General features: G+C 69.8%; 30 protein-coding genes. 17 read left to right on the forward strand and 13 right to left on the reverse strand.

Going from position 1 to position 24,212, the window contains the following annotated elements; genetic code table 11:
• Positions 1-48 precede the first annotated feature (48 nt).
• From AU194_RS30220 to AU194_RS30225, 3 genes are read left to right on the forward strand one after another with little or no spacing between them, the layout of a single operon-like run.
• Positions 49-1,473, forward strand: a complete 1,425-nt coding sequence (locus tag AU194_RS30220; protein WP_059092930.1) for a sodium:solute symporter — start codon at positions 49-51, stop codon at positions 1,471-1,473.
• Positions 1,470-1,601, forward strand: a complete 132-nt coding sequence (locus AU194_RS32910; RefSeq protein WP_255374850.1) for a hypothetical protein — start codon at positions 1,470-1,472, stop codon at positions 1,599-1,601. The genes AU194_RS30220 and AU194_RS32910 overlap by 4 nt, the downstream gene beginning before the upstream one ends.
• Positions 1,598-2,863, forward strand: a complete 1,266-nt coding sequence (locus tag AU194_RS30225; RefSeq protein WP_059092931.1) for a D-amino acid dehydrogenase — start codon at positions 1,598-1,600, stop codon at positions 2,861-2,863. Before AU194_RS32910 ends, AU194_RS30225 begins: the two co-directional genes overlap by 4 nt.
• Here AU194_RS30225 and AU194_RS30230 read toward each other — a convergent pair.
• The 3 genes from AU194_RS30230 to AU194_RS30240 are packed head-to-tail and all read right to left on the reverse strand — an operon-like array spanning position 2,854 to position 6,613.
• A complete protein-coding gene (locus AU194_RS30230) occupies positions 2,854-3,411 on the reverse strand; it encodes a hypothetical protein (protein ID WP_231743639.1) in 558 nt (185 codons plus the stop codon). The genes AU194_RS30225 and AU194_RS30230 overlap by 10 nt on opposite strands.
• Positions 3,408-4,619: a class I SAM-dependent RNA methyltransferase gene (locus AU194_RS30235; protein WP_059092933.1), complete on the reverse strand. Its 1,212-nt coding sequence runs from the start codon at positions 4,617-4,619 to the stop codon at positions 3,408-3,410. The genes AU194_RS30230 and AU194_RS30235 overlap by 4 nt, the downstream gene beginning before the upstream one ends.
• Entirely contained in the window at positions 4,616-6,613 is a 1,998-nt protein-coding gene (locus AU194_RS30240; protein WP_059093032.1) for an APC family permease, read from the reverse strand. Before AU194_RS30240 ends, AU194_RS30235 begins: the two co-directional genes overlap by 4 nt.
• Before the next feature lie 98 nt (positions 6,614-6,711).
• On the opposite strand from AU194_RS30240, the gene AU194_RS30245 reads away from it, so the two are divergent.
• Together AU194_RS30245 and AU194_RS30250 are read left to right on the forward strand one after the other, a co-directional pair.
• Entirely contained in the window at positions 6,712-7,380 is a 669-nt protein-coding gene (locus AU194_RS30245; RefSeq protein WP_197417782.1) for a TrkA family potassium uptake protein, read from the forward strand.
• A complete protein-coding gene (locus tag AU194_RS30250; protein WP_059092934.1) occupies positions 7,377-8,045 on the forward strand; it encodes a TrkA family potassium uptake protein in 669 nt (222 codons plus the stop codon). Before AU194_RS30245 ends, AU194_RS30250 begins: the two co-directional genes overlap by 4 nt.
• A gap of 7 nt (positions 8,046-8,052) precedes the next feature.
• Here the strand turns inward: AU194_RS30250 and AU194_RS30255 are convergent, their stop codons facing one another.
• Positions 8,053-8,724, reverse strand: a complete 672-nt coding sequence (locus AU194_RS30255) for a DUF3159 domain-containing protein (protein WP_059092935.1) — start codon at positions 8,722-8,724, stop codon at positions 8,053-8,055.
• The gene (locus tag AU194_RS30260; RefSeq protein ID WP_059092936.1) at positions 8,721-9,092 is read right to left on the reverse strand and encodes an OB-fold nucleic acid binding domain-containing protein; all 372 of its coding nucleotides are present in this window, start codon (positions 9,090-9,092) and stop codon (positions 8,721-8,723) included. Before AU194_RS30260 ends, AU194_RS30255 begins: the two co-directional genes overlap by 4 nt.
• 148 nt (positions 9,093-9,240) lie before the next feature.
• On the opposite strand from AU194_RS30260, the gene AU194_RS30265 reads away from it, so the two are divergent.
• Positions 9,241-9,954, forward strand: a complete 714-nt coding sequence (locus AU194_RS30265) for a hypothetical protein (protein WP_059093034.1) — start codon at positions 9,241-9,243, stop codon at positions 9,952-9,954.
• Here AU194_RS30265 and AU194_RS30270 read toward each other — a convergent pair.
• Entirely contained in the window at positions 9,951-10,709 is a 759-nt protein-coding gene (locus tag AU194_RS30270) for a DUF3710 domain-containing protein (RefSeq protein WP_059092937.1), read from the reverse strand. The two genes, AU194_RS30265 and AU194_RS30270, sit on opposite strands and share 4 nt — an antisense overlap.
• Positions 10,709-11,173 (reverse strand): dUTP diphosphatase, encoded by a 465-nt coding sequence (gene dut, locus AU194_RS30275; RefSeq protein ID WP_059092938.1) that lies wholly within the window; start codon positions 11,171-11,173, stop codon positions 10,709-10,711. The genes AU194_RS30270 and dut overlap by 1 nt, the downstream gene beginning before the upstream one ends.
• 25 nt (positions 11,174-11,198) lie before the next feature.
• Here dut and AU194_RS30280 point away from each other — a divergent pair, with 25 nt between their 5' ends.
• Positions 11,199-11,678: a DUF3093 domain-containing protein gene (locus AU194_RS30280; protein ID WP_059092939.1), complete on the forward strand. Its 480-nt coding sequence runs from the start codon at positions 11,199-11,201 to the stop codon at positions 11,676-11,678.
• Between the two features lie 58 nt (positions 11,679-11,736).
• Here the strand turns inward: AU194_RS30280 and AU194_RS30285 are convergent, their stop codons facing one another.
• Positions 11,737-12,039: a DUF4193 domain-containing protein gene (locus AU194_RS30285; protein ID WP_059092940.1), complete on the reverse strand. Its 303-nt coding sequence runs from the start codon at positions 12,037-12,039 to the stop codon at positions 11,737-11,739.
• A 176-nt stretch (positions 12,040-12,215) separates the two neighbouring features.
• Here AU194_RS30285 and cei point away from each other — a divergent pair, with 176 nt between their 5' ends.
• Positions 12,216-12,872, forward strand: a complete 657-nt coding sequence (gene cei / locus AU194_RS30290) for an envelope integrity protein Cei (protein WP_059092941.1) — start codon at positions 12,216-12,218, stop codon at positions 12,870-12,872.
• A gap of 4 nt (positions 12,873-12,876) precedes the next feature.
• Here the strand turns inward: cei and AU194_RS30295 are convergent, their stop codons facing one another.
• Complete coding sequence (locus AU194_RS30295; RefSeq protein WP_059092942.1) at positions 12,877-13,740, reverse strand: inositol monophosphatase family protein; 864 nt, start codon at positions 13,738-13,740, stop codon at positions 12,877-12,879.
• Positions 13,741-13,866: 126 nt separating this feature from the next.
• Between AU194_RS30295 and ppgK the strand changes: the two genes are divergently transcribed.
• The 4 genes from ppgK to AU194_RS30315 all read left to right on the forward strand — a co-directional run bounded on the left by ppgK (position 13,867) and on the right by AU194_RS30315 (position 17,871).
• The gene (gene ppgK / locus AU194_RS30300) at positions 13,867-14,676 is read left to right on the forward strand and encodes a polyphosphate--glucose phosphotransferase (protein WP_059092943.1); all 810 of its coding nucleotides are present in this window, start codon (positions 13,867-13,869) and stop codon (positions 14,674-14,676) included.
• Between the two features lie 229 nt (positions 14,677-14,905).
• Positions 14,906-16,357: an RNA polymerase sigma factor gene (locus tag AU194_RS30305; protein ID WP_059093035.1), complete on the forward strand. Its 1,452-nt coding sequence runs from the start codon at positions 14,906-14,908 to the stop codon at positions 16,355-16,357.
• A gap of 57 nt (positions 16,358-16,414) precedes the next feature.
• Positions 16,415-17,500, forward strand: coding sequence for a methyltransferase (locus AU194_RS30310; protein WP_059092944.1), 1,086 nt, complete (start codon positions 16,415-16,417; stop codon positions 17,498-17,500).
• A complete protein-coding gene (locus AU194_RS30315; RefSeq protein WP_059092945.1) occupies positions 17,500-17,871 on the forward strand; it encodes a RidA family protein in 372 nt (123 codons plus the stop codon). Before AU194_RS30310 ends, AU194_RS30315 begins: the two co-directional genes overlap by 1 nt.
• Here the strand turns inward: AU194_RS30315 and AU194_RS30320 are convergent.
• On the reverse strand, positions 17,856-18,236 hold the full coding sequence (locus tag AU194_RS30320; RefSeq protein ID WP_059092946.1) for a DUF952 domain-containing protein: 381 nt from the start codon (positions 18,234-18,236) through the stop codon (positions 17,856-17,858). The two genes, AU194_RS30315 and AU194_RS30320, sit on opposite strands and share 16 nt — an antisense overlap.
• 154 nt (positions 18,237-18,390) lie before the next feature.
• Here AU194_RS30320 and AU194_RS30325 point away from each other — a divergent pair, with 154 nt between their 5' ends.
• Both AU194_RS30325 and AU194_RS30330 read left to right on the forward strand, forming a co-directional pair.
• Positions 18,391-18,582, forward strand: coding sequence for a hypothetical protein (locus AU194_RS30325; RefSeq protein WP_011559579.1), 192 nt, complete (start codon positions 18,391-18,393; stop codon positions 18,580-18,582).
• A 77-nt stretch (positions 18,583-18,659) separates the two neighbouring features.
• The gene (locus AU194_RS30330) at positions 18,660-19,637 is read left to right on the forward strand and encodes a YihY/virulence factor BrkB family protein (RefSeq protein ID WP_059092947.1); all 978 of its coding nucleotides are present in this window, start codon (positions 18,660-18,662) and stop codon (positions 19,635-19,637) included.
• Here AU194_RS30330 and AU194_RS30335 read toward each other — a convergent pair.
• Complete coding sequence (locus AU194_RS30335; protein ID WP_059092948.1) at positions 19,627-19,863, reverse strand: DUF3039 domain-containing protein; 237 nt, start codon at positions 19,861-19,863, stop codon at positions 19,627-19,629. The genes AU194_RS30330 and AU194_RS30335 overlap by 11 nt on opposite strands.
• A gap of 59 nt (positions 19,864-19,922) precedes the next feature.
• Here AU194_RS30335 and AU194_RS30340 point away from each other — a divergent pair, with 59 nt between their 5' ends.
• The 3 genes from AU194_RS30340 to AU194_RS30350 all read left to right on the forward strand — a co-directional run bounded on the left by AU194_RS30340 (position 19,923) and on the right by AU194_RS30350 (position 22,298).
• Entirely contained in the window at positions 19,923-20,342 is a 420-nt protein-coding gene (locus AU194_RS30340; RefSeq protein WP_059092949.1) for a DUF3099 domain-containing protein, read from the forward strand.
• Positions 20,343-20,459: 117 nt separating this feature from the next.
• Complete coding sequence (locus AU194_RS30345; RefSeq protein ID WP_255374851.1) at positions 20,460-21,449, forward strand: sigma-70 family RNA polymerase sigma factor; 990 nt, start codon at positions 20,460-20,462, stop codon at positions 21,447-21,449.
• 156 nt (positions 21,450-21,605) lie between these two features.
• Positions 21,606-22,298, forward strand: a complete 693-nt coding sequence (locus AU194_RS30350) for a metal-dependent transcriptional regulator (RefSeq protein ID WP_059092951.1) — start codon at positions 21,606-21,608, stop codon at positions 22,296-22,298.
• Here the strand turns inward: AU194_RS30350 and AU194_RS30355 are convergent.
• Both AU194_RS30355 and AU194_RS30360 read right to left on the reverse strand, forming a co-directional pair.
• Positions 22,295-23,341 carry a DUF4192 domain-containing protein gene (locus AU194_RS30355; protein ID WP_059092952.1) on the reverse strand — a complete coding sequence of 349 codons (1,047 nt, stop codon included), beginning with the start codon at positions 23,339-23,341 and terminating at the stop codon, positions 22,295-22,297. The genes AU194_RS30350 and AU194_RS30355 overlap by 4 nt on opposite strands.
• Positions 23,342-23,432: 91 nt before the next feature.
• Entirely contained in the window at positions 23,433-24,125 is a 693-nt protein-coding gene (locus AU194_RS30360; RefSeq protein ID WP_059092953.1) for a hypothetical protein, read from the reverse strand.
• Positions 24,126-24,212 lie beyond the last annotated feature (87 nt).

Here is a 24,212-nt window from a genome sequence, read left to right on the forward strand (position 1 = left end):
CGGTCACCCCGCATTCCTAGCATGGGATCGTCGTCGAAAGGACACGCCATGACACCGCTCGACTGGGCCCTGCTTGCGGGGTACTTCGCGCTGCTGATCCTGATCGGGATCCAGACGATGCGCCGGGTACGCAACCCCGACGACTTCGCGGTGGCGGGCAACCGGATCATCTGGCCGGTCTTCTTCGGCAGCCTCGCCGCGGCGTTCCTCGGGGGCGGCGCGTCGATCGGCATCGCAGGCGCCACCATGCGCGACGGCTATGTCTACATGTTCGCGTTCTGCGCCTTCGGCATCCAGACGTTGCTGGTCGGCTGGTTCATCGCGCCCCGGCTCAAGCACTACCGCGGCGCGCACACCGTCGGCGACGTGATGGCCGAGCACTACGGGAGACCCACCCGGGTGGTGACCGGGGTGCTCTCGGTCGCGCTGTGCGCGGGCATCCTCGGCGCGCAGGCGCTGGCGATCGGCACGATCGTCAACGCGACCCTGGACGTACCGACGGTGCCCGCGGTGATCATCGGCATGGGCATCGTCGTGCTGTACTCGGCGTTCGGCGGCGCGTGGGCGGTGATCCAGACCGACCTGCTGCAGTTCGTGTTCCTCGGGGTCTTCCTACCGGTGGCGCTGTTGATCGGGCTCAACGCCGTGGGCGGTGCCGATTCGCTGCTGGCCGGGGTGCCCGCCGACCACCTGTCCCTGCTCGGCGATTACTCCCCGCTGACGTTCGTCACCCTGTTCGTCGCGTTCCTGCTCGGTGAGACGCTCGTGCCCCCGTACGCCCAGCGCACGTTCTCCACCCCGGATTCCCGCCACGCGCGCATCGGGTTCACCATGGCCGGGGTCTTCTCGTTCTGCTTCTACTTCGTCTCGGCGTCCATCGGGTTGATCGCACTGGTCCTCTACCCCGACATCGCCACCGACGAGGCGCTGCCCACCGTCGTGATGAACCTGATGCCGATCGGCATCCTGGGGCTCGTGGTCGCCGCGCTGCTGGCGGTCGTGATGTCCACGGCCAGTTCCTATCTCAACTCGACGGCGGTGGTGCTCACCAAGGACGTCTACCAACCGCTGCGCAAAACCCCCGTCACGCCGGCGCGGCGGCTGACGATCGAGCGCGTCACCAGCGTCGTGGTGGGGGCGGCGGCGACGACGTTCGCGCTCAGCGTCCCGTCGATCGTCGACGCGCTGCTCTACAGCTACACGCTGTGGGCGCCGACGATCATCGTGCCGCTCATCGGCGCGGTGCTGTTCGGGGTGCGGTCCGCCCCGGCCGCGCTGTCGGCGATCGCCGCGGGCGCGGTGGTCACCGCCGTCTGGCAGTGGGGACTCGACGCGCCGTTCGGCCTCGCCGACGGGCTGATCCCGGGCGTGCTCGCCAACCTCGTGGTGTTCGTCGGCGTCGCCGCGGCCACCGCCCATCGCTACCCGCCGCGGCGCCAACCCGCCCTCGTCACCCAGGGAGAATCCGCATGATCGTCAACCTGCTCTACTACGGCGTGCCGAGCCTGGTGATCGCGGTCACCGGCTGGGTCGGCTTCCTCGGCTGGCGGTTCTACCTGCGAGAAGTGGTGCGGGACGACAGCTCCGAGGAGACACGATGAAGGTCGCGATCATCGGTGCGGGCATCGTCGGCGTCGCGAGTGCCCACGCCCTGGCCGAGCGCGGCCACGAGGTCACCGTCTACGACCGCCGCTCCGAGATCGCCTCGGACGCCTCGGCGTCGACCGGCGGGCTCATCGCCCCGGGCCACTCCTACGCGTGGGCCTCGCCGAGCGCCCCGGCCATGCTGGTGCGCTCACTGCTGGGCGCCGACACCTCGATCCGGGTGGTGCCCCGCGCCGTCGACGCCGCACTGGTCCGGTGGGGTGTGCGGTTCCTGCGGGAGTGCACGCCCCAGCGGTCGCGGGCCAACACGCTGGCGAAGTTCTCCCTCGCCGCGTACAGCCAGCGCCTGACCGACGAGGTGGCCGCCCGTGAGGGCATCGAGTTCTGCCACACCGACCGCGGCGTGCTCTACCTGCACCGCGACGAGGCGGAACTGGCCGCCGCCGAACGGAAATCGGCGCTGTTGCGCGAACACGGCAGGACACAGAACGTGCTGGGCCCCGACGAGATCGCCGCCGTCGAACCCGCACTCGCCCACGGCCGCAACGGATTCGCCGGGGCGATCCACGACACCACCGACGCCAGCGGCGATCCTCAGCGGTTCGCCGCCGGGCTCGCCGAGAGCTGTCGCCGGCTCGGGGTGGAGTTCCGGCTCGGCACCGACGTCACCGGCCTGGTCACCGACGGCTCCCGGGTCACCCACGCCCAGAGCCCCGACGGGGATATCCGCGCCGAGGCGATCGTCGTCGCCGCGGGCGCGGCCAGTCCGCTGCTGACCCGCACCATGGGCGTGGCGATCCCGGTGTACCCGGCCAAGGGTTACTCGATCACCGCACCGCTCAAGGCGCCCGACCGCGCGCCGCGGCTCGGCGGTATCGACGAGCGCACCCTGGTCGCGTGGTCACCGTTCGGCGACCGCATCCGGATGTCGGCGACCGCCGAATTCGTCGGCTACGACCGCAGTTCCACACCCGCCGACTTCGCGGGCATCCTCGCCGCGGGCGAGGAATTGTTCCCCGGCGTGATCGACTGGGACAACGCCCACCACCACACCGGATTACGTCCGATGACGCCGGACGGTCCCCCGCTGATCGGCCCGGGCAGGCAGGAGAACCTGTACTTCAACACCGGGCACGGGCACATCGGCTGGACGATGGCGTGCGGATCGGCGCGGATGCTGGCCGATCTCATGGAGGGCCGCAGACCCGACCTGGACCCCACGCCGTACGCTCCGGTGCTGCGGCGGCGTCACCGCTGACCGCGCGCCAGGACGCGGTCGGACCACAGGGCGGCCGAGGCGTGTCCGGCGAGCAGTTTGACGTAGAACACCGGCCCGAACCACGGTGCGGCGCGCGACGGGCCGAGGCGCGCGTCGAGCGCGGCCCCGACCGCCGTCAGCGCCATTCCCAGCGGTCTGCGCCACGGCGCCGCCCGCCGCAGCAGCAGCGTGGCGGCCAGCAGGTAGCCGTAGTTCGCGAGGGCCCAGCGCCAGCGGTCGCGGCTGCCGCCGTCGACCCAGGCCAGCACGAACGGGTGGACGTGGAGCACCGCGAAGCGCAGGTGGTCGGCATCGGTCTGGCCCGGCCGTTCGTACCAGCGGGCGCACGCCACGGTGTTGTTCGCCCACGCACCACCCCACAGGTCGACCGCGGACACCACCAGCAGGGTGGTCTGCGCGGCGCCGCGGCCGCCGCCGGCGATCCGGGGTGCGAGCCAGCCGCCGAGCCCGGCGAGGCTCAGTATCGTGGCGGTCCCCGCCGGTGTCGTCTCCGCACCGACGAAGTCCAGCCACGCCTCCTTGATCACCGGTTGAGCACCGCCACACATTCGACGTGGTGGGTCAGCGGGAACGAGTCGAACACCCTGATCTCCTCCACCGTGTAACCGGCCCGCAGGTACAGGCCGACGTCGCGCGCGAAAGACGCTGCCTCACAACCGATGTGGATGACACGAGGCACACCGGCGGCGCTGATCGCGTCGACGATCTCGCGGCCGGCACCCGCGCGCGGCGGGTCGAGCACCGCCACGTCGGCGCGCTGCCGTTCGGCCGTCAGCGCGCGGCGCACCGAATCGGTGACGACCGATACCTGCGGCAGGTCGGCCAGGGCGGTGCGGGCCGAGCGGCCCGCCGCCCGCGACGTGTCCACCGTCAGCACCCGACCGGTGTCACCGACCTGTTCGGCCAGCGTGGCCGCGAAAACACCTGCGCCGCCGTACAGATCCCAGGCCGTCTGCCCGGGCTGCAGACCCGCCCACTGGGCGACGAGCCGGCTGTAGTGGCGCGCGGCGTCGCGGTGGGCCTGCCAGAACGCGGTGACCGGGATCCGCCACACCCGCTGCCCGATCCGCTGGGTGGCCTCGTAGCTGCCCGACACCACAGCCGTCGGCGGGGATCTGCGGCCCGCACGCGGACCGCTCTGCACGATGTGGCGGGCCCCGTCGTCGCCGAGCGCGACGTGCACGTGGGCGCCGGGCGGGAACCGCAGCAGGTCCACCTCGGCGACCAACTCGTCCGGCAACTGGGCGCAGCGCAGATCGGTCACCAGATCGGCGCTGTGGTAGCGGTGCAACCCCGGCACCCCGGCGTCGTCGGTGTCCAGCCGGACCCGGGTGCGCCATCCGGTGGCGGATCCGTCGCCGAGCGCCTCGGCGGTCGCCTCGTCCTCGTCCCGCCACCGGTGATCGCCGAGCCGCGCCAGCTGATTGGCCACCACCGCGCCCTTGAGGCTGCGCGCACCCTCGGGGGTGACGAACGCCAGATCGCAGCAGCCGGCGCCGTCGACACCGGCGATCGGGCACAGCGACGGGATGCGGTCAGGCGACGGTTCGAGCACCTCGACGACGTCGGCGTGCCAGTACGAGCCGCGGTCGGACTGCACCCGCACCCGCACCGTCTCCCCCGGCAGCGCATGCCGCACGAACACCACCCGGCCGTCGTGGCGCGCCACGCAGCTGCCGCCGTTGGCGGGTGGACCAATCTGCAGGATCAGGTTCTGATTCACGTCGTCGGTCACTCCAGGAACCCTCGCCGCGCATCGCCGGGTGCCGACTGCGGCTGCAGCGTCTTCAGCCGCTCCGACGAATTCAGTTGCCACGGAACCGAAGTCACCATCACGTTCGGCATGAACAGCAGTCGACCCTTGAGCCGCAGCGCACTCTGGTTGTGCAGCAGCTGCTCCCACCAGTGACCGACGACGTACTCGGGGATGAACACGGTGACCACCGTGCGCGGTGACTCCTTGGTGACCCGCTTGACGTAATCGAGCACCGGGCGGGTGATCTCGCGATAGGGCGAGGCGATCACCTTCAGCGGGACCGTGACGTCGCTGTCCTCCCACTGGTGCACCAGCGCCCGGGTCTCGGCGTCGTCGACGCTGACCGTGATGGCCTCGAGCACATCGGGCCGGGTGGCCCGCGCGTAGGCCAGCGCCCGCATCGTCGGCAGGTGCAGTTTGGACACCAACACGATCGCGTGATTGCGGCTCGGCAGCACGATATCGGCGCCCTCGTCGGCCTCCTGCTGTTCGAGTTCGCGCGACACCGCATCGTAGTGCTTACGGATCGACTTCATCAGCACGAACAGGAACGACATCGCCAGGATCGCGATCCACGCACCCGCGACGAACTTCGTCACCACCACGATCACCAGCACCGAACCGGTGCAGGTGAGCCCGATGCCGTTGATCACCCGGGACCGGATCATCTTGCTGCGCATGGCCGGATCGGTTTCGGTGCGCAGTAACCGCGTCCAGTGCCGCACCATGCCGATCTGGCTCAGCGTGAACGAGACGAACACCCCGACGATGTAGAGCTGGATGAGCGCGGTCACCTGCGCCTGGAACGCGACGACGAACGCGGCGGCGGTCAGCGCCAGGAACAGGATGCCGTTGGAGAACGCCAGCCGGTCGCCGCGGGTGTGCAGCTGCCGCGGGAGGTACCGGTCCTGGGCCAGAATCGAAGCCAGCACCGGGAACCCGTTGAACGCGGTGTTGGCGGCCAGCACCAGGATCAATGCGGTCACACCGGCGATCAGGTAGAGCCCGACCGGGAAGTCGTGGAAGACGGTGTCGGCGAGCTGGGCGATCAGGGTCTTCTGCTCGTATCCGGCCGGCGCGCCGATGAGCTGCTCGTCGGGGTGCTCGGCGATCTTCACGCCGGTCTCCTTGGCCAGCATGATGATCCCCATGAACAGGGTGACGGCGACCGCCCCGAGCATCAGCAGTGTGGTCGCGGCGTTGCGGGACTTGGGCTTCCGGAAGGCCGGCACCCCGTTGCTGATGGCCTCCACCCCGGTCAGCGCCGCACACCCCGACGAGAACGCGCGCGCGACCAGGAACACCATCGCGAATCCGAGGACGTCGCCGTGTTCGGCGGCGACGGTGAAGTCGGCCGACTCCGCTCGCAGCGGCTCCCCCAGCACGTGGATCTGGAACAGCCCCCAGCCCAGCATGATCGCGATACCGACCATGAACGCGTACGTCGGGATCGCGAACGCGGTGCCCGACTCCCGGATACCGCGCAGGTTGAGCGAGGCCAGCACCAGGATGGCCACCACCGCGAACCACACCTTGTGCTGGCCGATGAACGGCACCGCCGATCCGATGTTCGACATGGCCGAGGACATCGACACCGCGACGGTCAGCACATAGTCCACCAGCAGGGCGCTGGCGACGGTGAGCCCTGCGGTGCCGCCCAGGTTGGTGGTGACGACCTCGTAGTCACCTCCGCCGGACGGATAGGCGTGCACGTTCTGCCGGTAGCTCGCGATCACGATGAGCATTACCGCGGCGACCGCGAGGCCGATCCACGGGGCGAGCGTGACCGCGCTCATCCCGGCGATGGACAGTACGAGGAAGATCTCCTCCGGCGCGTACGCGGTCGACGACAGCGCATCGGAGGCGAAGACCGGCAGCGCCACGCGTTTGGGCAACAGCGTGTGCGACAGCCGGTCGGTGCGGAACGGCCGCCCGAGGACGAGCCGCCGCGCCGCGGTGGAAAGCTTGGACACGAGGTCCAAGGGTATGCCCCGTGGCGAGTGGCTGTAGCGTTCCGGTTGCGGAGATTCGCTACTGGCTTGACAGCGGCAGAACCGGGAGGAAACCGCACGTGCGTGTAGTGGTGATGGGATGCGGTCGGGTGGGGGCGTCCCTGTCCGACAGCCTGTCGCGGATCGGCCACGACGTGGCCGTCATCGACCGGGACAGCACCGCCTTCCACCGGCTCAGCCCCGAGTTCACGGGCGAGCGGGTGCTCGGCATGGGATTCGACCGCGACGTGCTGGTGCGGGCGGGCATCGAGGAGGCCAGCGCCTTCGCGGCTGTGTCGTCGGGCGACAACTCGAACATCATCTCCGCGCGTGTGGCCCGCGAGACCTTCGGGGTCGAACGCGTGGTGGCCCGGATCTACGACGCCAAACGCGCCAAGGTCTATGAGCGCCTCGGCATCCCGACCGTCGCCACGGTGCCCTGGACGACCGACCGGCTGCTCAACGTGCTGACCCGCGAGACCGAGACGACGAAGTGGCGCGACCCCTCGGGCAATGTGGGGGTCGCCGAACTTCCGCTGCACGAGGACTGGGTGGGCCACCGGGTGACCGAACTGGAGGCGGCCACGCGCGGGCGGGTGGCGTTCCTGATCCGGTTCGGCAGCGGTCTGCTGCCGGACGCCAAGACCGTCGTCCAGGCCGGGGATCAGGTGTACATCGCCGCGATCGCCGGCCACATCGCCGAGGCGATGGCGATCAGCGCACTGCCGCCCGGTGAGGACGAATCGTGAAGGTAGCCATCGCAGGAGCAGGCGCCGTCGGCCGGTCGATCGCCAGGGAGCTCATCGACAGCAACCACGAGGTGACACTGCTCGAACGCAACCCCGACCACGTCGACGTCGATGCGATCCCCGCCGCGCACTGGCGACTCGGGGACGCCTGTGAACTCACGGTGCTGGAGTCGGTGCACCTCGAGGAGTTCGACGTGGTCATCGGGGCCACCGGCGACGACAAGGTCAACGTCGTGGTGAGCCTGCTGGCCAAGACCGAGTTCGGGGTGGCGCGGGTGGTGGCCCGGGTGAACGATCCGCGCAACGAGTGGTTGTTCGACGAGAACTGGGGCGTCGACGTCGCGGTGTCCACGCCGCGGATGCTCGCGTCGCTGGTCGAGGAGGCCGTCGCCGTCGGTGATCTCGTGCGACTCATGGCGTTTCGCAAGGGTCAGGCCAACCTGGTGGAGATCACGCTGCCCGACGACACCCCGTGGGGCGGGAAACCGGTCAAACGCCTGGAGCTGCCCAGGGATGCGGCGCTGGTGACGATCCTGCGCGGCGCGCGGGTGATCGTCCCCGAGGCGGACGAACCCCTCGAGGGCGGGGACGAGCTGCTGTTCGTGGCGTCGGCGGAGGTCGAGGACGAGCTGAGCAACCTGCTGCTGCATCCGAAGCAGCGCTGAACCGGCCCTATTCGGCGGCAGACGCGTCGGTGCGGGCGTGCAGCGCACGCTGGGCGCTGCGGATCGCCAGGTAGGTCACCAGCGCCGCGCACGCGGTCAGCGGCCAGCCCATCGCGATGCGGGCGAACCCCAGCCAGCCCGTCTGGTCGGCGTCGTACAGGTGGCGCTGCACGATGAACCGCGACAGGAACACCGCCACCCACGTCAGCGTGGCGAGGTCGAAAGCCCGCACCGCCGTGCGGATCTGGCGCCAGTCGTCGGTGTGGCCGTTGATCCAGCCCCAGATGTAACCGACCACAGGACGGCGGACCAGCACCGAGACTGCGAACACCGCGGCCCAGAACAGCGACATCCAGATGCCGAGCAGGAAATAGCCTTTGGACTCGCCGATGAGGTAGGCGATCAGCGCGCTGACGCCCACCCCGATGAAGCCGGAGATCGCCGGCTGCACGGTGTCCCGGCGCACCAGGCGCCAGATGAGGATCAGCGCCGCGACGCCGAGTGCGGCGGCGATCGCCGGGACGAGGCCCGCGATCGACGACACCGGCACGAACACCAGCACCGGCAGGGAGGAGTAGATCAGGCCGCTGACGCCGCCCATCTGGGCGAGGATCGCCTGCGCGCCGGTCGGTTTGTCCTCTTCGGCGGACTCGTCTGTTCCGGTGACGGGGTCGCTCACTTCTGGATTTCGTAGTGGGGGTTGTAGATCGCCTTCGTCCCGTTCTCGAGCTTGCCGACGCGGCCGTGCACCCGCAACGTCCTCCCGGATTCGATGCCCGGGATACGCCGCTGTCCGAGCCACACCAGCATCACCGACGCGGTGCCGTCGAACAGTTCGGCCCGCACACCGCCCGCGCAGCCCTTGGAGTTGGTCTCCACGCTGCGCAGGGTGCCGACCATCGTGACCTCCTGCCCGCGTTGACAGTCGATCGCCTTCTGCGCGCCGGTGTTGGCGGCTTCGTCACTGAGCTCCTCGACGTCGAGTTGCTCTGGGTCCTCCGTCAGACGTCGGGTGAGCCGACGCAGATACCCTTCGGCCGTGGCCATGGCCTCTCCTGACCTATCGCAGATCCACCGTGGACCCGCCTTCAATCCAACGCCACGGTAGACCTGTTGGTTCCCTTATGCCATGCGGGGTTGACCACGCCGCGCCGATCTAATCGTGCGGTGTTGACGGGCGGTGCACGATCGTGTGATGACGGTCGATCTTCGCGGTGTGACAACGGTGCTGCTGCCCGGAACGGGCTCCGACGACGACTTCGCCTACCGCGCGTTCGCGCCGGCCCTGCACGGGGCGGCGGCCGTGGTCGTCACTCCCCGTCCGCAGCCGCACCGGCTGGTCGCGGGCTACCGGGAGGCGCTCGACGAGGCTGCCGCCGCGGGTCCGGTCGCGGTCGGTGGGGTGTCGATCGGTGCGGCCGTCGCCGTGGACTGGGCGTTGGCGAATCCCGGCGCCGTCGTCGCGGTGCTGGCGGCGCTGCCCGCGTGGACGGGGTCCCCGGCGACCGCGCCCGCGGCCATGACCGCGCGCTACTCGGCGCAAGTGCTGCGGCGCGACGGGCTGGTGGCTGCGACCACGCAGATGCGGGCCTCGAGCCCGCGCTGGCTCGGCGACGAGTTGAGCCGCTCATGGGTCGCGCAATGGCCTGATTTGCCCGACGCGATGGAGGAGGCCGCCGGCTACGTCGCGCCCACGTGCGACGAACTGGAGGCGCTTGCGGCGCCGATGGGCGTCGCCTCGGCCGTCAACGATCCGGTGCACCCGCTGGATGTGGGCATGGAATGGGTGTCGGCGGCACCGTGCGCCGCGCTGCGGACCGTCACCCTCGACCAGATGGGCGCCGACCCCGCCGTGCTGGGCGCGGCGTGTCTGGCCGCGCTGGCCGAGGCATCCGGGCGCGAACCCTAGCCGCCGGTGATGGTGCGCAGCTGCTGCATCGCCGAACCCTGGGCGCTGCGCCGTGCGGCGGGTTCGGGCGGCTGCGGCGGCGCCTGCTGTTCGGGCTGCTGCGGCTGGCCCTGCTGCGCGGCCGCGGCGGCCCGCAGCTGGGCGGCCATCGGCTCCGGCAGCTGCACGGCCAGCGGGGTGCGGACCGGCATCGGGGTGTCACCGCGACGAACGACGGTGTCGCGCAGCGCTTCCCGGGCTTCCTCGGTGAGGGCGTCCATGTTCTCGGCGACGCCGTTGACCACACAGCGGATCATCCAGCGGTAGCCGTCGACCCCGATGAACCGGACCATCCCCTGCGCGGTGCCGACGACCTCGCGGCCCCATGGACCGTCCTGGACCGACACCGACGCGCCGTCGCGGCGCAGGGAGTCGGCGAGTTCACCGGCCACCTCACGCCACAGTCCCGCCGACTTCGGCGCCGCGTAGGCGGCGATGGTGAACCGGCCGTTGGGAGTGACCACCCACACGGCGCTGGGCACACCGGTCTCGTTCAGCTCGACCTGCACCTGACCGGCCGCGGGCATGGGTACCAGCACCGAACCCAGATCGAGCCGGCCCTGCGCGGCGACCTCGGGAGTGTCGAAGTCCTCGATGTCGAACGGTCCGTCGAGGTCCTCGTCGCCGACCGAATCGGCGACCGGTCCAGGTTCCGGTGCGGGCACCTGCCGCACCTCGTCGGTGTCACCGCTGCTCTTGCGTTTTCCGAATGCCATCACAAACTCGCATGTCCGCCGGAGGATCCGTGGCCGCCTTCGCCACGGGTGGTCTGTGCCAGTCCGGCTTCGTCGAACGACGTCACCTCGACCAGCTCGGGTAGTTCCACCCGCTGCACCAGCAGCTGGGCGATGCGGTCCCCGCGGCGGATGACGATCGGCGCGTGCGGATCGAGGTTGATCAGCGACACCTTGATCTCCCCCCGATAGCCGGCGTCGATCGTCCCTGGGCTGTTCACGATCGAAAGCCCAACGCGCGCAGCCAAACCCGACCGCGGATGGACCAGGCCCACCATGCCGTGCGGAATCGCCACCGCGATCCCCGTCGGCACCAACTCCCGCTCACCCGGGGCCAGTTCGACATCGCGGGCGCTGTACAGGTCGACGCCTGCGTCACCGTCGTGGGCCCGGACGGGCATCGGTAGCTCGCGGTCCAGACGCAGGACCGCCAGAGAGGTGGACACGACGTCAGAGATTACTCTGAGGCTTGTGTCCGACACGCGCGCAACCACCCAAACGGTGCGCTACCGCGAACGGCTTTCGGTGCCGTGGTGGTGGTGGCTCCCCGGACTCGGGCTGGCGGCACTGATCGCCTACGAGGTCAATCTCGGTATCGAAGGGCTGCCGGACTGGGCGCCGTACGCGGTGCTGTTGCCCGTGGCGGCGGTGGTGCTGGCGTGGTTCGGCAGGGCCGAGGTCCGCGTGACCGGCGACCCGCAGGGTGAGACGGAACTGTGGGTGGGCGATGCCCACCTCCCGGTGAGTGTCATCGCACGCTCGGCGGAGGTGCCCAAGACGGCGAAATCCGCCGCCCTGGGCCGCCAATTGGACCCGGCCGCATATGTGGTGCACCGGGCCTGGGTGGGCCCCATGGTCCTGCTGGTCCTCGACGATCCCGAGGACCCGACGCCCTACTGGCTGGTGAGCACCCGCCACCCCGACCGGGTGCTCGCCGCGCTCGGCCGCTGAGCGGCCTGTCGGCAATAGCCGCTGAGCGGCCTATCGGCGGTAGCCGCTGAGCGGCCCGTCAGGCCGCGCAGTCCGAGCAGATCATCATGCCGTTCTTCTCGCTGGCGAGACGGCTGCGGTGGTGCACGAGGAAACAGCTGGAGCAGGTGAACTCATCGGCCTGCTTCGGGATCACCCGAACGGAGAGTTCCTCGCCCGACAGGTCGGCCCCGGGCAACTCGAAGTTCTCGGCCGTCTCGGATTCGTCGACGTCGACCACAGCCGACTGCGCCTCGTTCCGCCGTGCCTTGAGTTCCTCGAGCGAGTCCTCGGAGACGTCGTCGGTCTCTGTACGCCGTGGGGCGTCGTAGTCGGTAGCCATCGTCTTGTCCCCTCCGGTGAGTGGTGCAGTCGTGCTTTGTACCAGCGTCGAACGCATTCCCCAAACGATTCGTGCCCGGAACCCCTCCTGCGATGCTGTGATTTACATCACATTCTCGCGCTGTCGGCGGGCCGACCGCAAGTGACCAGCGGCGGCGTTGCCTCTAGAGTGCACGGGTGGTCTCGAGCATCACCGAAGGCACCGCGTTCGACAGACACGGTCGCCCCTTCCGCCGGCGCAACTACCTCCCCGGCCTCCTTGCGATCGCGGCCCTCGCGGTCGTCGCGATGGTGGTCTGGGTCATCGCGCTCAACCAGCCGGTCGACGTGGTCGAGGCCGCCGTGTGCAATCCGCCGCCCCCCGCGCCTGCCACCGAGCCGCCCCCGCCGGTACTGGGCAAACAGGTCTCGCGCGCCGACATGATGGACGTCGCGCCCGCCAAACTCGCCGACACCAGGATCCGGGTACTCAACGCCAGCGGCCGGGGCGGTCAGGCCGGGGAGATGGCGAGCGAGCTGCGCGACCTCGGTTTCGCCGCACCCGAGGCCGCCAACGACGCGATCTACGCCACCGCGCGGTTGCAGTGCCAGGGCCAGATTCGGTTCGGGCCGTCGGGGCGCGCTGCGGCGGCCGCGGTGTGGCTGGTGGCGCCGTGCACCGAACTGTTCGAGGACGAACGGCCCGACCCCACCGTCGATCTGGCGATCGGCACCGACTTCGAGGGCCTGACCGCCAGCGACGACATCGACGCCGTGCTGGCGAGCCTGCGGCCGGACGCCACCGCCCCTGCGGACCCCGAACTGCTCAAGCGGATCCACACCGGCACCTGCTGACCGCTCAGCTGCGCACCCCGGCGCTGCGCAACAGCGCGTCGAGTTCATCGGCGATCCCCGGGGCGGCCGCGACGACGAGTCCGGCCCCGCCCACCGCGCCCGCGGTGGGCGGCAACGACATCACCGCGCCGGCCTCCGCGGCGACCAGCGCCCCGGCCCCCCAGTCCCACACGTTCACGCCGTCCTCGTAGTACGCGTCGAGCTGACCGGCGGCGACCATGCACAGATCCAGCGCGCACGAACCGATCCGGCGCACGTCGCGCACCCGGGGCAGCACCGCGACCAGCTGTTGGGCCTGGCGGCGCCGGCGCTCGGGGTCGTAGGCGAAGCCGGTGCCCACCAGCGCCATGGCCAGCCGGTCGGGGGTGTTGCAACGCAGCGGGCGTACCGCGCCGTCCCGGCGCAACCGCGCGCCGTGGCCGAGGGCCGCCGAGTACACCGCGTCGTGGGCGACGTCGGCGACCGCACCCGCGACCGATGCGCCGTCGCGCTGCACCGCGATCGACACCGCGTAGGCCTCGACGCCGTAGACGAAGTTGACCGTCCCGTCGATCGGGTCGAGCACCCAGGTCACCTGTCCGGCGCCGGCGTCGGCGGCGCCGCCCTCCTCCTCGCCCAGGATGTGCTCGCCCGGCCTGCGCTCGGCCAGCCGCTCCCGCAACAGCCGTTCGGTCTCGGTGTCCACGACGGTGACCGGATCGGTCGGGGTGCTCTTGGCGCTCACCGCACCCGAATTCGCGTCCCCGGACGCGGCGCCGAAGACCTCACTGCGCCGGGCCCGCACGAATGTGGCCGCCTCCGCGGCCAATTGCTCGGCCACGTCGCGCAGCACCAGCGGATCGGCATCGGATAGTTGAGCGGCGTCCATGACGACAATCGCATCATGCCGGGGTGGAAATGTCTCCGCCGGTTGCCCGGACCCCCGCCCGCCCCGACCGGACAGCCATTAGTGTGTGGAGCGCGTACCGCCGGGCCGCCACTGTGAGGAGCGCTCATGACCGCCACTGATTCGCCCGTGACGGGTCCGGGCGCCGCCGCAGGCGGTGAACGCCGCGGCTTCGGTATCGACGTGGGCGGCAGCGGCGTCAAGGGCGGCATCGTCGACCTCGACACCGGCCGGCTCATCGGCGACCGGTTCAAACTGCCCACCCCGCAGCCCGCCACGCCGGACGCGGTCGCCAAGACCATCGCCGCGGTGGTCCGCGAATTCGGCTGGACCGGCAAACTCGGCGTGACCTATCCCGGTGTCGTCACCAGCGGCGTGGTGCACACCGCCGCCAACGTCGACAAATCGTGGTTGGGCGTCAACGCACAGGAGATCTACAGCGCCGCACTCGACGGGCAGCCGGTCACCGTGCTCAACGACGCCGACGCGGCCGGGCTGGCCGAGGAGCGGTTCGGCGCGGGCCGGGACAACACCGGCGTCATCGTCCTGCTGACCTTCGGCACCGGCATCGGCTCGGCGGTCATCCACAACGGCATCCTGCTGCCCAACACCGAATTCGGGCACCTCGAGGTGGGTGGCAAGGAAGCCGAGCACCGCGCCGCGTCGTCGGTGAAGGAACGCAAGGACTGGAGTTACGAGCGCTGGACCCAGGAGGTCACCAAGGTGCTCGTGGCGATCGAGAACGCGATCTGGCCCGACCTGTTCATCGCCGGCGGCGGCATCAGCCGCAAGGCCGACAAGTGGATACCGTTGCTCAAGAACCGGACTCCGGTGGTGGCCGCCGCGCTGCAGAACTCCGCCGGGATCGTCGGCGCGGCCATGGCCGCTGAGGTCGACGTCACAGCTACCAACCGGTGACCAGGCGGTTCGCGGCTCGCCCGGACGCCGCTTTTCGCCGCTCGGCGCGGCGTGGTTCCACAGTGTCGTTACAATGGACGTCGGCGGCCGCCAACCGAATAAGCGGCAGATATCTGAGTTGAGATCACGCCGACATTCGACATAGCCGACATTTCGCGTTGGTGCCTGCTCCCCCGATGTCTCGGGGCTCCGGGTGCCCACCGGAATCAGTAAGACCGAAAGGGTGTACGTGGCAGCGACAAAGGCAAGCCCGGCAACCGAAGAGCCGGTGAAGCGCACCGCTACCAAGACCCCCGCGAAGAAAGCCGCCGCGGCGAAGGCCCCGGCCAAACGGGCGGCCAAGGGCACGGCGACGAAGACGCGCGGCCCGGCGAAGAAGGACGGCACCGCCGCCCGCGGTCGCGGCAAGAAGTCCACCGCCCCCGAGGCCGGCGCGGCCGACGCACTCGCCGACGACGATCTCGACAACACCGACGCGCTCGACGGCGAACCCGACATCGACGTCGACGACGCAGACCTCGAACTCGACGACGACCTCGAGACCGACGACGCCGACGATTCGGATGACGACACCGACGCCGCCGAGGACACCGCGGAAGCCAAACCCGCCGCCAAGGGTGGCGCGGTCACCCCGGCGCCCGCCACCGAGGACGAGGAGATCGCCGAGCCGTCCGAGAAGGACAAGGCCTCCGGCGACTTCGTCTGGGACGAGGAGGAGTCCGAGGCGCTGCGGCAGGCCCGCAAGGACGCCGAACTCACCGCCTCGGCCGACTCGGTACGCGCCTACCTCAAGCAGATCGGCAAGGTCGCGCTGCTCAACGCCGAGGAAGAGGTCGAACTCGCCAAGCGCATCGAGGCCGGGCTGTTCGCCACCCAGAAGCTCGCCGAACTCGCCGAGAAGGGTGAGAAGCTGCCGGTGCAGCAGCGCCGCGACATGCAGTGGATCTGCCGCGACGGCGACCGCGCCAAGAACCACCTGCTCGAGGCCAACCTCCGCCTCGTGGTGTCGCTGGCCAAGCGCTACACCGGTCGCGGGATGGCGTTCCTGGACCTCATCCAGGAGGGCAACCTCGGTCTGATCCGCGCGGTCGAGAAGTTCGACTACACCAAGGGGTACAAGTTCTCCACGTACGCCACGTGGTGGATCCGGCAGGCCATCACCCGCGCCATGGCCGATCAGGCCCGCACCATCCGCATCCCGGTGCACATGGTCGAGGTCATCAACAAGCTCGGCCGCATCCAGCGCGAGCTGCTTCAGGACCTGGGTCGCGAACCCACGCCCGAAGAGCTGGCCAAGGAGATGGACATCACGCCGGAGAAGGTGCTGGAGATCCAGCAGTACGCGCGTGAGCCGATCTCGCTGGACCAGACCATCGGCGACGAGGGCGACAGCCAGCTCGGCGACTTCATCGAGGACAGCGAGGCCGTGGTCGCGGTCGACGCCGTCAGCTTCACCCTGCTGCAGGATCAGCTGCAGTCGGTGCTCGAGACGCTCTCCGAGCGCGAGGCGGGCGTGGTGCGGCTGCGGTTCGGCCTCACCGACGGCCAGCCCCGCACCCTCGACGAGATCGGTCAGGTCTACGGCGTCACCCGTGAGCGCATCCGTCAGATCGAATCGAAGACGATGAGCAAGCTGCGCCACCCCAGCCGGTCCCAGGTTCTGCGCGACTACCTCGACTAGAACGACGCCAAGCGCCGTCCAAGAATTGTTCAAGGCGGATCCCCTACTGTCGCTGTCATGGGACGACCACTTCCACCGGTGCCGGTGATACGGGCAGTCGACAAGATCCGTGCGGGTCTGCAGCGATTGCACCGCGAGACCGCACCGGGCAACATCGCCCTCCTTGAACTCGCCACCGGCGCCTGGACCACCGCGGCGCTGTACACCGCCGCCCGGCTGGGCATCGCCGATCAGTTGGCCGCAGGGCCGAAGCACTCCACCGAGGTGGCGGCCCTGGTGGGCGCGAACGCCGACGGAGTGCACCGGCTGATGCGGGCGCTCGCCAGCCGCGGGGTACTCACCCAGCGCGCGGACGGGCGGTTTGCCCTCACCCGGGTCGGAGATGCGCTGCGCTCGGACACCGACGGTTCGCTGCGCGACATGGTGCTGTTCATCGGTCACCCGGTCCGCTGGGCGGACTGGGGCAACCTCGAACACTCCGTGCGCACCGGTGAGACGGCGTTCAGCCATCTGCACGGCAGCCCCTTCTTCGAATACCTCGACAAGGACCCGGAATTCGCGGCGGTCTTCAACAAGGCGATGACGGCGAGCAGCGGGCTGGCCGACGAGGTCGCGCTCGGCGCCTACGACTTCACCGGGTTCAAACTCATCGTCGACGTCGGCGGCGGCCACGGTTCGGTGCTCACCACGATCCTGCGCGGCGCCCCCGACGCGCGCGGGGTGCTCTACGACCTGCCGTCGGTGGTCGCCGACGCCGGGCCGACGTTCGAGGCCGCCGGCGTGGCGGGCCGGGTGTCGATCACCGGTGGGTCGTTCATGGATTCGGTGCCCGCAGGCGGCGACGCCTATGTGATGAAGAACATCATCCACGACTGGACCGACGACGACGCGGTGACGATCCTGCGCAACATCCGCACGGCCATGGCGCCGGGTGGCAAACTGCTGCTGTTCGAGATGGTGCTCCCCGAACACGCCAACCCGTTCATCGGACTGCTCCTCGACCTCGAGATGCTCGTCACCGCCGGCGGCCGTGAACGCACCCGCGCCGAGTACGCAAACCTGCTCGCGCGTACGGGTTTTCGACTCACCAGTGTGACCGCTACGGTGACCCCGCTGTCGATCGTCGAAGCCGAGCCCGTCTGATGGCAGGTGACCGGACCGTCATCGGATCCGGTTCGGAGTTCGAAGCGCTGGTCGGGTATTCGCGTGCGGTCCGGATCGGTGACCGCGTCCTGGTGGCCGGCACCACCGGCGCGGGCGACGACATCGTCGACCAGACGCGAGATGCGTTGCGCCGCATCGAATCCGCGCTCAACCAGGCCGGCGCCGCACTGGCCGACGTGGTGCGCACCCGCATCTACGTCACCGACATCACGCGCTGGCGCGACGTGGGCGCCGTGCACGCGGAGGTGTTCGGCGACATCCGTCCGGTGGCCACCATGGTCGAGGTGTCCGCGCTGATCTCCCCCGGCTTGTACGTCGAGATCGAGGCCGAGGCTCACGTACCCGGTTGAGCGAACGGGGCGAAGGAGCCGTCGGGTGCAGGCGTGTACGGCGTGACATCGGTCACCGCCGCCGCGGGCAGCGGACCGTACAGATGCGGGAACACCATGGCCTCGGGATCCGTTGTCACACCAGGCTCCCAACGCACCGGGTCGGTCAACCGGTCCGGGTCGATGTGGAGCAGCACCAGATCGGTGCGGCCGGCGAAGAGCCGGTTGGCCGGCAGGTGCACCTGTTCGGGTGTCGACAGATGGACGTAGCCGACACTCCCGAGCGAGTCCGGACGGTGTTCGCCCTGAGCGGAAATCGCCTGCCACTCCGCGGTACTGCACAAGTGCAGAAGGACAGGTGGTTTCGGGGCCGAATGTGGGTACATACGTCTAGCCTGCCTCGCCGGCAACCCGGGTTGACGTGAGACACGACACACCGGTGAACCCCAAGGGAACAAGGCCGGAACCGAATACGTCTGACAGAGTGGATATACGCGAGCGGGCGAAGCGCCCAACCGCAGAAGAGGAAACGGAGGAGCCATGACCGCAACTCTGACCAGCCCCGAGCTCACCCGGGCTGATCGCTGCGATCGCTGTGGTGCCGCGGCGCGTGTGCGCGCCAAGCTGCCCTCCGGCGCGGAATTGCTGTTCTGCCAGCACCATGCCAACGAGCACGAGGCGAAGCTGGTCGAACTCGCAGCCGTTCTCGAGGTCAGCCCCGTCGAGGCGTGAGTTCTCACCAAGCCGCCCCAACACGGCGTTAGCCAATCTGGGGCAACGCGCCCGACGTCAGTAATGCTGGTCTGGTAATGAACGACCAGCCCCCGCCGGTAAGACCGAACCGACACCACCTTCGCCACACACTCGTCCGGACTCTGTCGAAGAGTTGGGACGACTCGATCTTCTCCGAGTCGGCCCAAGCCGCCTTCTGGTGTGCGCTGTCGCTGCCCCCGCTGCTGCTGGGGATGCTCGGCAGCCTCGCTTACATCGCACCGCTGTTCGGCCCCGATGTACTCCCGACGATCGAGAACCAGCTGATCAGCACCGCCGACAGCTTCTTCTCGGCCAACGTCGTCAACGAGATCATCGAGCCGACGGTGCGCGACATCGTCAAGGGCGCCCGTGGCGAGGTGGTGTCGCTCGGTTTCGTGATCTCCCTGTGGGCCGGCTCGTCGGCGATCTCGGCGTTCGTCGACTCGATCGTGGAGGCCCACGATCAGACCGAACTGCGGCACCCGGTCCGGCAGCGCTTCTACGCGCTGGGCCTCTACGTCGTCATGCTGGTGTTCGCGGTCGGCACCGCACCCCTGCTGGTGCTCGGCCCGCGCAAGGTCGCCGAACTCATCCCCTACGACTGGGACGGGATCCTGCGGTACGGCTACTGGCCTGCCCTGTTCATCAGCCTGATGATCGCGGTGAACGTCCTCTACCGGGTGTCACTGCCCAAACCGCTGCCGACCCACCGCCTGATCATCGGATCGGCTCTGGCCACGGTCGTGTTCCTGGTCACCACGCTGGGATTGCGGGTGTATCTGACCTGGATCACCAGCACCGGATACACCTACGGCGCACTGGCGACGCCCATCGCGTTCCTGCTGTTCGCGTTCTTCCTGGGCTTCGCGATCATGATCGGCGCCGAGCTCAACGCCGCGATCGAGGAACAGTGGCCCGCGCCCACCACCCACACCCACCGGGTGCGGGGCTGGCTGGAGGGACGGACGGCATCCGAGCGGTCCGCGCCGTCGGTCACCCCGCCCGTCACCCCGGACGGGCCCGCTACTTCTTGAGCGACTCGTAGATCCGCTTGCAGTCCGGGCACACCGGCGATCCGGGCTTCGCCGATTTCGTGACCGGGAACACCTCACCGCACAGCGCGACGACATGGGTGCCCATCACGGCGCTCTCGGCGATCTTGTCCTTCTTCACGTAGTGGAAGAACTTGGGGGTGTCGTCGCCCGTCCCGTCGTCGAGGCGTTCGTCGGTGTCCGGGCGCTCGATGGTCTGCGTCTGCATAGGAACATTGTGCCCGGCAAGCATTCGGTAAGAAATGCGACGGGCACCGTCGCCCGACGATGTGGAACAGTGGAGGTATGAAACACGGCCCCGAGCTGAGTTTCGACGATGAGGGTCGGCCAGTTCTGATCACTCGTGCCGCACCCGCGTACGAGGAGCAGCACCGTGCCCGCGTGCGGAAGTACCTGACCCTGATGTCGTTCCGCATCCCCGCGCTCATCCTCGCGGCCGTCGCCTACAGCATCTGGGAGAACGGCCTGATCTCGCTCGGCATCGTGGTGCTGTCGATCCCGCTGCCCTGGATGGCGGTGCTGATCGCCAACGACCGGCCGCCACGCAGGGCCGAAGAGCCTCGCCGCTTCGACACCCCGCGACGGATTCCGTTGTTCCCCACCGCCGAACGGCCCGCACTCGACTACCACGCCCCCGCCGCCCCGCAACCGGACGTCGACGGGGACGACCCGGAGCGGGCCCGCTGAGCGGCCGGACCGGCCATTCTCAGCGCATTCTCAGGTCCTCCCGGAAAAACCGCTGATCAACACGTGTGAAGCACGCGATACCCGGGAACTACAGACGGCACTTGAACGTTGAAGCTCATGACAGACCGAGCTGATCAGGAGGCCGTCATGGCAAATGCCACCACAAGCCGCGTCGATAGCGATCTGGACGCCCAGAGCCCGGCCGCTGACCTCGTGCGCGTGTATCTCAACGGCATCGGCAAAACGGCCCTGCTCAACGCCGCGGACGAAGTCGAGCTGGCGAAGCGCATCGAGGCAGGGCTCTACGCGCAGCATCTGCTGAACACCAAGAAGCGTCTCGGCGATGCCCGCAAGCGTGACCTGGCCGCGATCGTGCGCGACGGGGAGGCCGCCCGGCGTCATCTGCTGGAGGCCAACCTGCGCCTGGTGGTGTCGCTGGCCAAGCGCTACACCGGCCGCGGCATGCCGCTGCTGGACCTCATCCAGGAGGGCAACCTGGGCCTCATCCGCGCGATGGAGAAGTTCGACTACACCAAGGGCTTCAAGTTCTCCACGTACGCGACCTGGTGGATCCGCCAGGCCATCACGCGAGGCATGGCCGACCAGAGCCGCACCATCCGGCTGCCGGTCCACCTCGTCGAACAGGTCAACAAGCTGGCGCGGATCAAGCGCGAGATGCACCAGAACCTCGGCCGCGAGGCCACCGACGAGGAGCTGGCCGAGGAGTCGGGCATCCCCGCCGAGAAGATCGCCGACCTGCTCGAGCACAGCCGCGACCCGGTGAGCCTGGACATGCCGGTCGGCAGCGACGAAGAGGCCCCGCTGGGCGACTTCATCGAGGACGCCGAGGCGATGTCGGCCGAGAACGCGGTGATCTCCGAGCTGCTGCACACCGACATCCGCCACGTGCTCGCCACCCTCGACGAGCGCGAGCAGCAGGTGATCCGCCTGCGCTTCGGCCTCGACGACGGGCAGCCCCGCACGCTCGACCAGATCGGCAAGCTCTTCGGGCTCTCGCGTGAGCGGGTCCGCCAGATCGAGCGCGAGGTCATGGCCAAGCTCCGCAACGGCGAACGCGCCGACCGACTGCGCTCCTACGCGAGCTGAACCCAGCACCACCGACCACCGTGCCCGTCGGCTCACCCCGGCGGGCACGGTGTCGTCAACCCCACACCGCACGCGTGTGTCGTCGCCGATGAAGGCCGCAGATCAGACGCGCCAACCGGTAGACTCGACCGCGACAGAGGTCTTGAGAGGCGCCAAATGAACGATCTGGTCGATACCACCGAGATGTACCTGCGGACCATTTACGACCTCGAGGAAGAGGGCGTGGTTCCGCTGCGTGCACGCATCGCCGAACGCCTCGACCAGAGCGGTCCGACGGTCAGCCAGACCGTCTCGCGCATGGAGCGCGACGGGCTCCTCCAGGTCGCGGGCGACCGGCATCTCGAACTCACCGAGAAGGGCCGCGCACTGGCCGTCGCCGTGATGCGCAAGCACCGGCTCGCCGAGCGGCTGCTGGTCGACGTCATCGGCCTGCCGTGGGAGGAAGTCCACGCCGAGGCCTGCCGCTGGGAGCACGTGATGAGCGAGGACGTCGAACGCCGCCTCGTGCAGGTGCTCGACAACCCCACCACCTCGCCGTTCGGAAACCCGATCCCGGGACTGTCCGAACTGGGACTGGATTCGCTCATCCGGACCGAGGACGTCAACCTGGTCCGGCTCACCGAACTGCCCGCAGGCATGCCCGTCGCGGTCGTCGTGCGCCAGCTGACCGAACACGTCCAGGGCGACGCCGACCTCATCGCGCGACTCAAGGAAGCCGGTGTCGTGCCCAACGCGCGCGTCACCGTCGAATCCGCGGCGCACGGCGGGGTGAACATCGTCATCCCCGGCCACGAGCAGGTCGAACTGCCGCACCACATGGCCCACGCCGTCAAGGTCGAGAAGGTCTAACCCGCGCGGCGCCGCGGGTGCTGCACCGGTGGAAGAGTCACCCCCAGCTGCTCGGCCAGCCGGTATCCGGTGACCGCGAGTTCGCGGATGCGTTCCGGCCGCAACCCCGACTGCAACGCCTGGTCGAGCATGCCCGCCATCCGGTGGAGCGGATCGAGCCGCAGCGCCGCGTCCAGCGCCACCCCGGCGAGCGGACCGTCGCCGCGGGCGTACGCCGAGAAGGCCAGCAGCACCAGCGCCTCGGTGCGCCACGGCGCGGGCAGCAGGCGCGACAGCGCCACCCACAGCGCCTCGGCGTGGTCGGCGTCGGCCCCGACCGCCAGCGCGAACAGCGTGTCCCGCACCCGCACGTCGCCCAGCGCGACGCCCAGCCGAGCCGCCGCCTCGTCGGACACTGTGCCGCCGGCGCCGACATGTGCGGCCACCGCGCGCGTTTCGTCGATCGCCGCACCGGCCTCGCCGTCGGACATCTCGGTGAGGTGCCCGGTGACAGAGGAGATCGCCTCGGCGACCGCGGCGCCGCGCACCGCGTCGGGGGCGACGACGGCCTGCAGGTCCGAGCGGCGGGTGTAGAGCCGGCGACCGTCGAGTACGGCGGCCACCGCCAGCGGTGACGCCGACGGGTCCTCGATCTCCCCGCCGCGGCCGCAGCCGTCTGCGCAGTGCCACCGGCCGCCGGCGGCGATGCGATCGACGACCAACGCGTCGAGCAGCTCGATGCCCCACCCGGCCAGCTCCTCCCCCAGCAGGTCGGCGAGCCCGCGGTGTTCGTCGTTGCAGGGGTGGCAACCCGCGCCGTGCTCGTCGACGATCACCGCGACCGCGCCGTCGGGTCGCGCGGCCGCCGCCACCTCGGCCAGGTGGACGATCTGACCGTCCATGTCGGCGTGCAGGTCGACCCGCAGCACACAGCCGAGATCGCCGCGGTCCACGGTCAGCAGCACCAGGGACGTTTCGGGGACGAAGCCCAGCACGGCGGGAACGGCGGCGATCAGCGTGCCGGGACGGTCGAGGTCGGATCCGGGGGTATGCGATGTGGTCATGCCTCGAACACTGGCCGCAGGCGCCGTCACACCGGCCGCCCCGACGCCTCCGCCGGCCCCATCTGGGGATGGATTCGCCGCTGGGGATAGCTCAGCGGGCTCCGCGCATCGCGGACAGCGCCTCGCCGAAGACGTGATCGAGCGCGGCCGAATCCGGCTCGAACCCCGGGTCGTCGTTGCGCCACGCGGCGGTCAGCCGCACCTCGTCGAGCTGGGCGGTGAGCACGAGCGTCCGCACGGGCGGGCCGTCGGCGCGGCGGATCGTGGACTCGGCGGCGAGGGTGTCGTCGGCGTCCGCCGGCGGCGGGGGCAGCAGCACGGTGTCGACCGTGGTGACCACCTCGCCGGCGGTGGCGGTGAACGACGGGCAGCGCTCGAGTTCCTCGCGGCGGACCGACAGCGCGTCGTAGGTGCGGGTCAGGATGACCGTGAGGGCGGCACCGGTCGCCGGATCGACGCCCTGGGCGGCGACGGCGTCGCGGGGACCTGAACCCGTCGGCGGAGGCGCACAATCCGGCGGCTTTACCGTGGCGCCTGCCGGGACGCCGGCCACGCCGGTGACGGCCTCGGCGGTGCCCTGTTCGTCGAGGACGGCCGCGGGGTAGGCCGCCGGGAATCGCGACGGGTCGAGCAGGGCGTCGGCGAGGACGACCGGCTTCGCGGCGGCGGCCAGCCCGGCGGTGCCGTCGGTGAGCCGCACGCACCCCGACGACAGCACGCAGACCAGGCCCAGCGCAGCCGTCGCACCGACACCCCGCACGAGCATGCCGTCCATCGTGGTCATCGTCTCACCGCAGCCCCGCGGGCCCGGTCAGGCGCGCTGGCCGCAGGCAGTGTTCACGCGTTGTTGACGCGCGTCGGCATGCGGGAA

Origin of the sequence: Mycobacterium sp. GA-2829 (assembly GCF_001499965.1) — a bacterium.
GTDB lineage: Bacteria > Actinomycetota > Actinomycetes > Mycobacteriales > Mycobacteriaceae > Mycobacterium.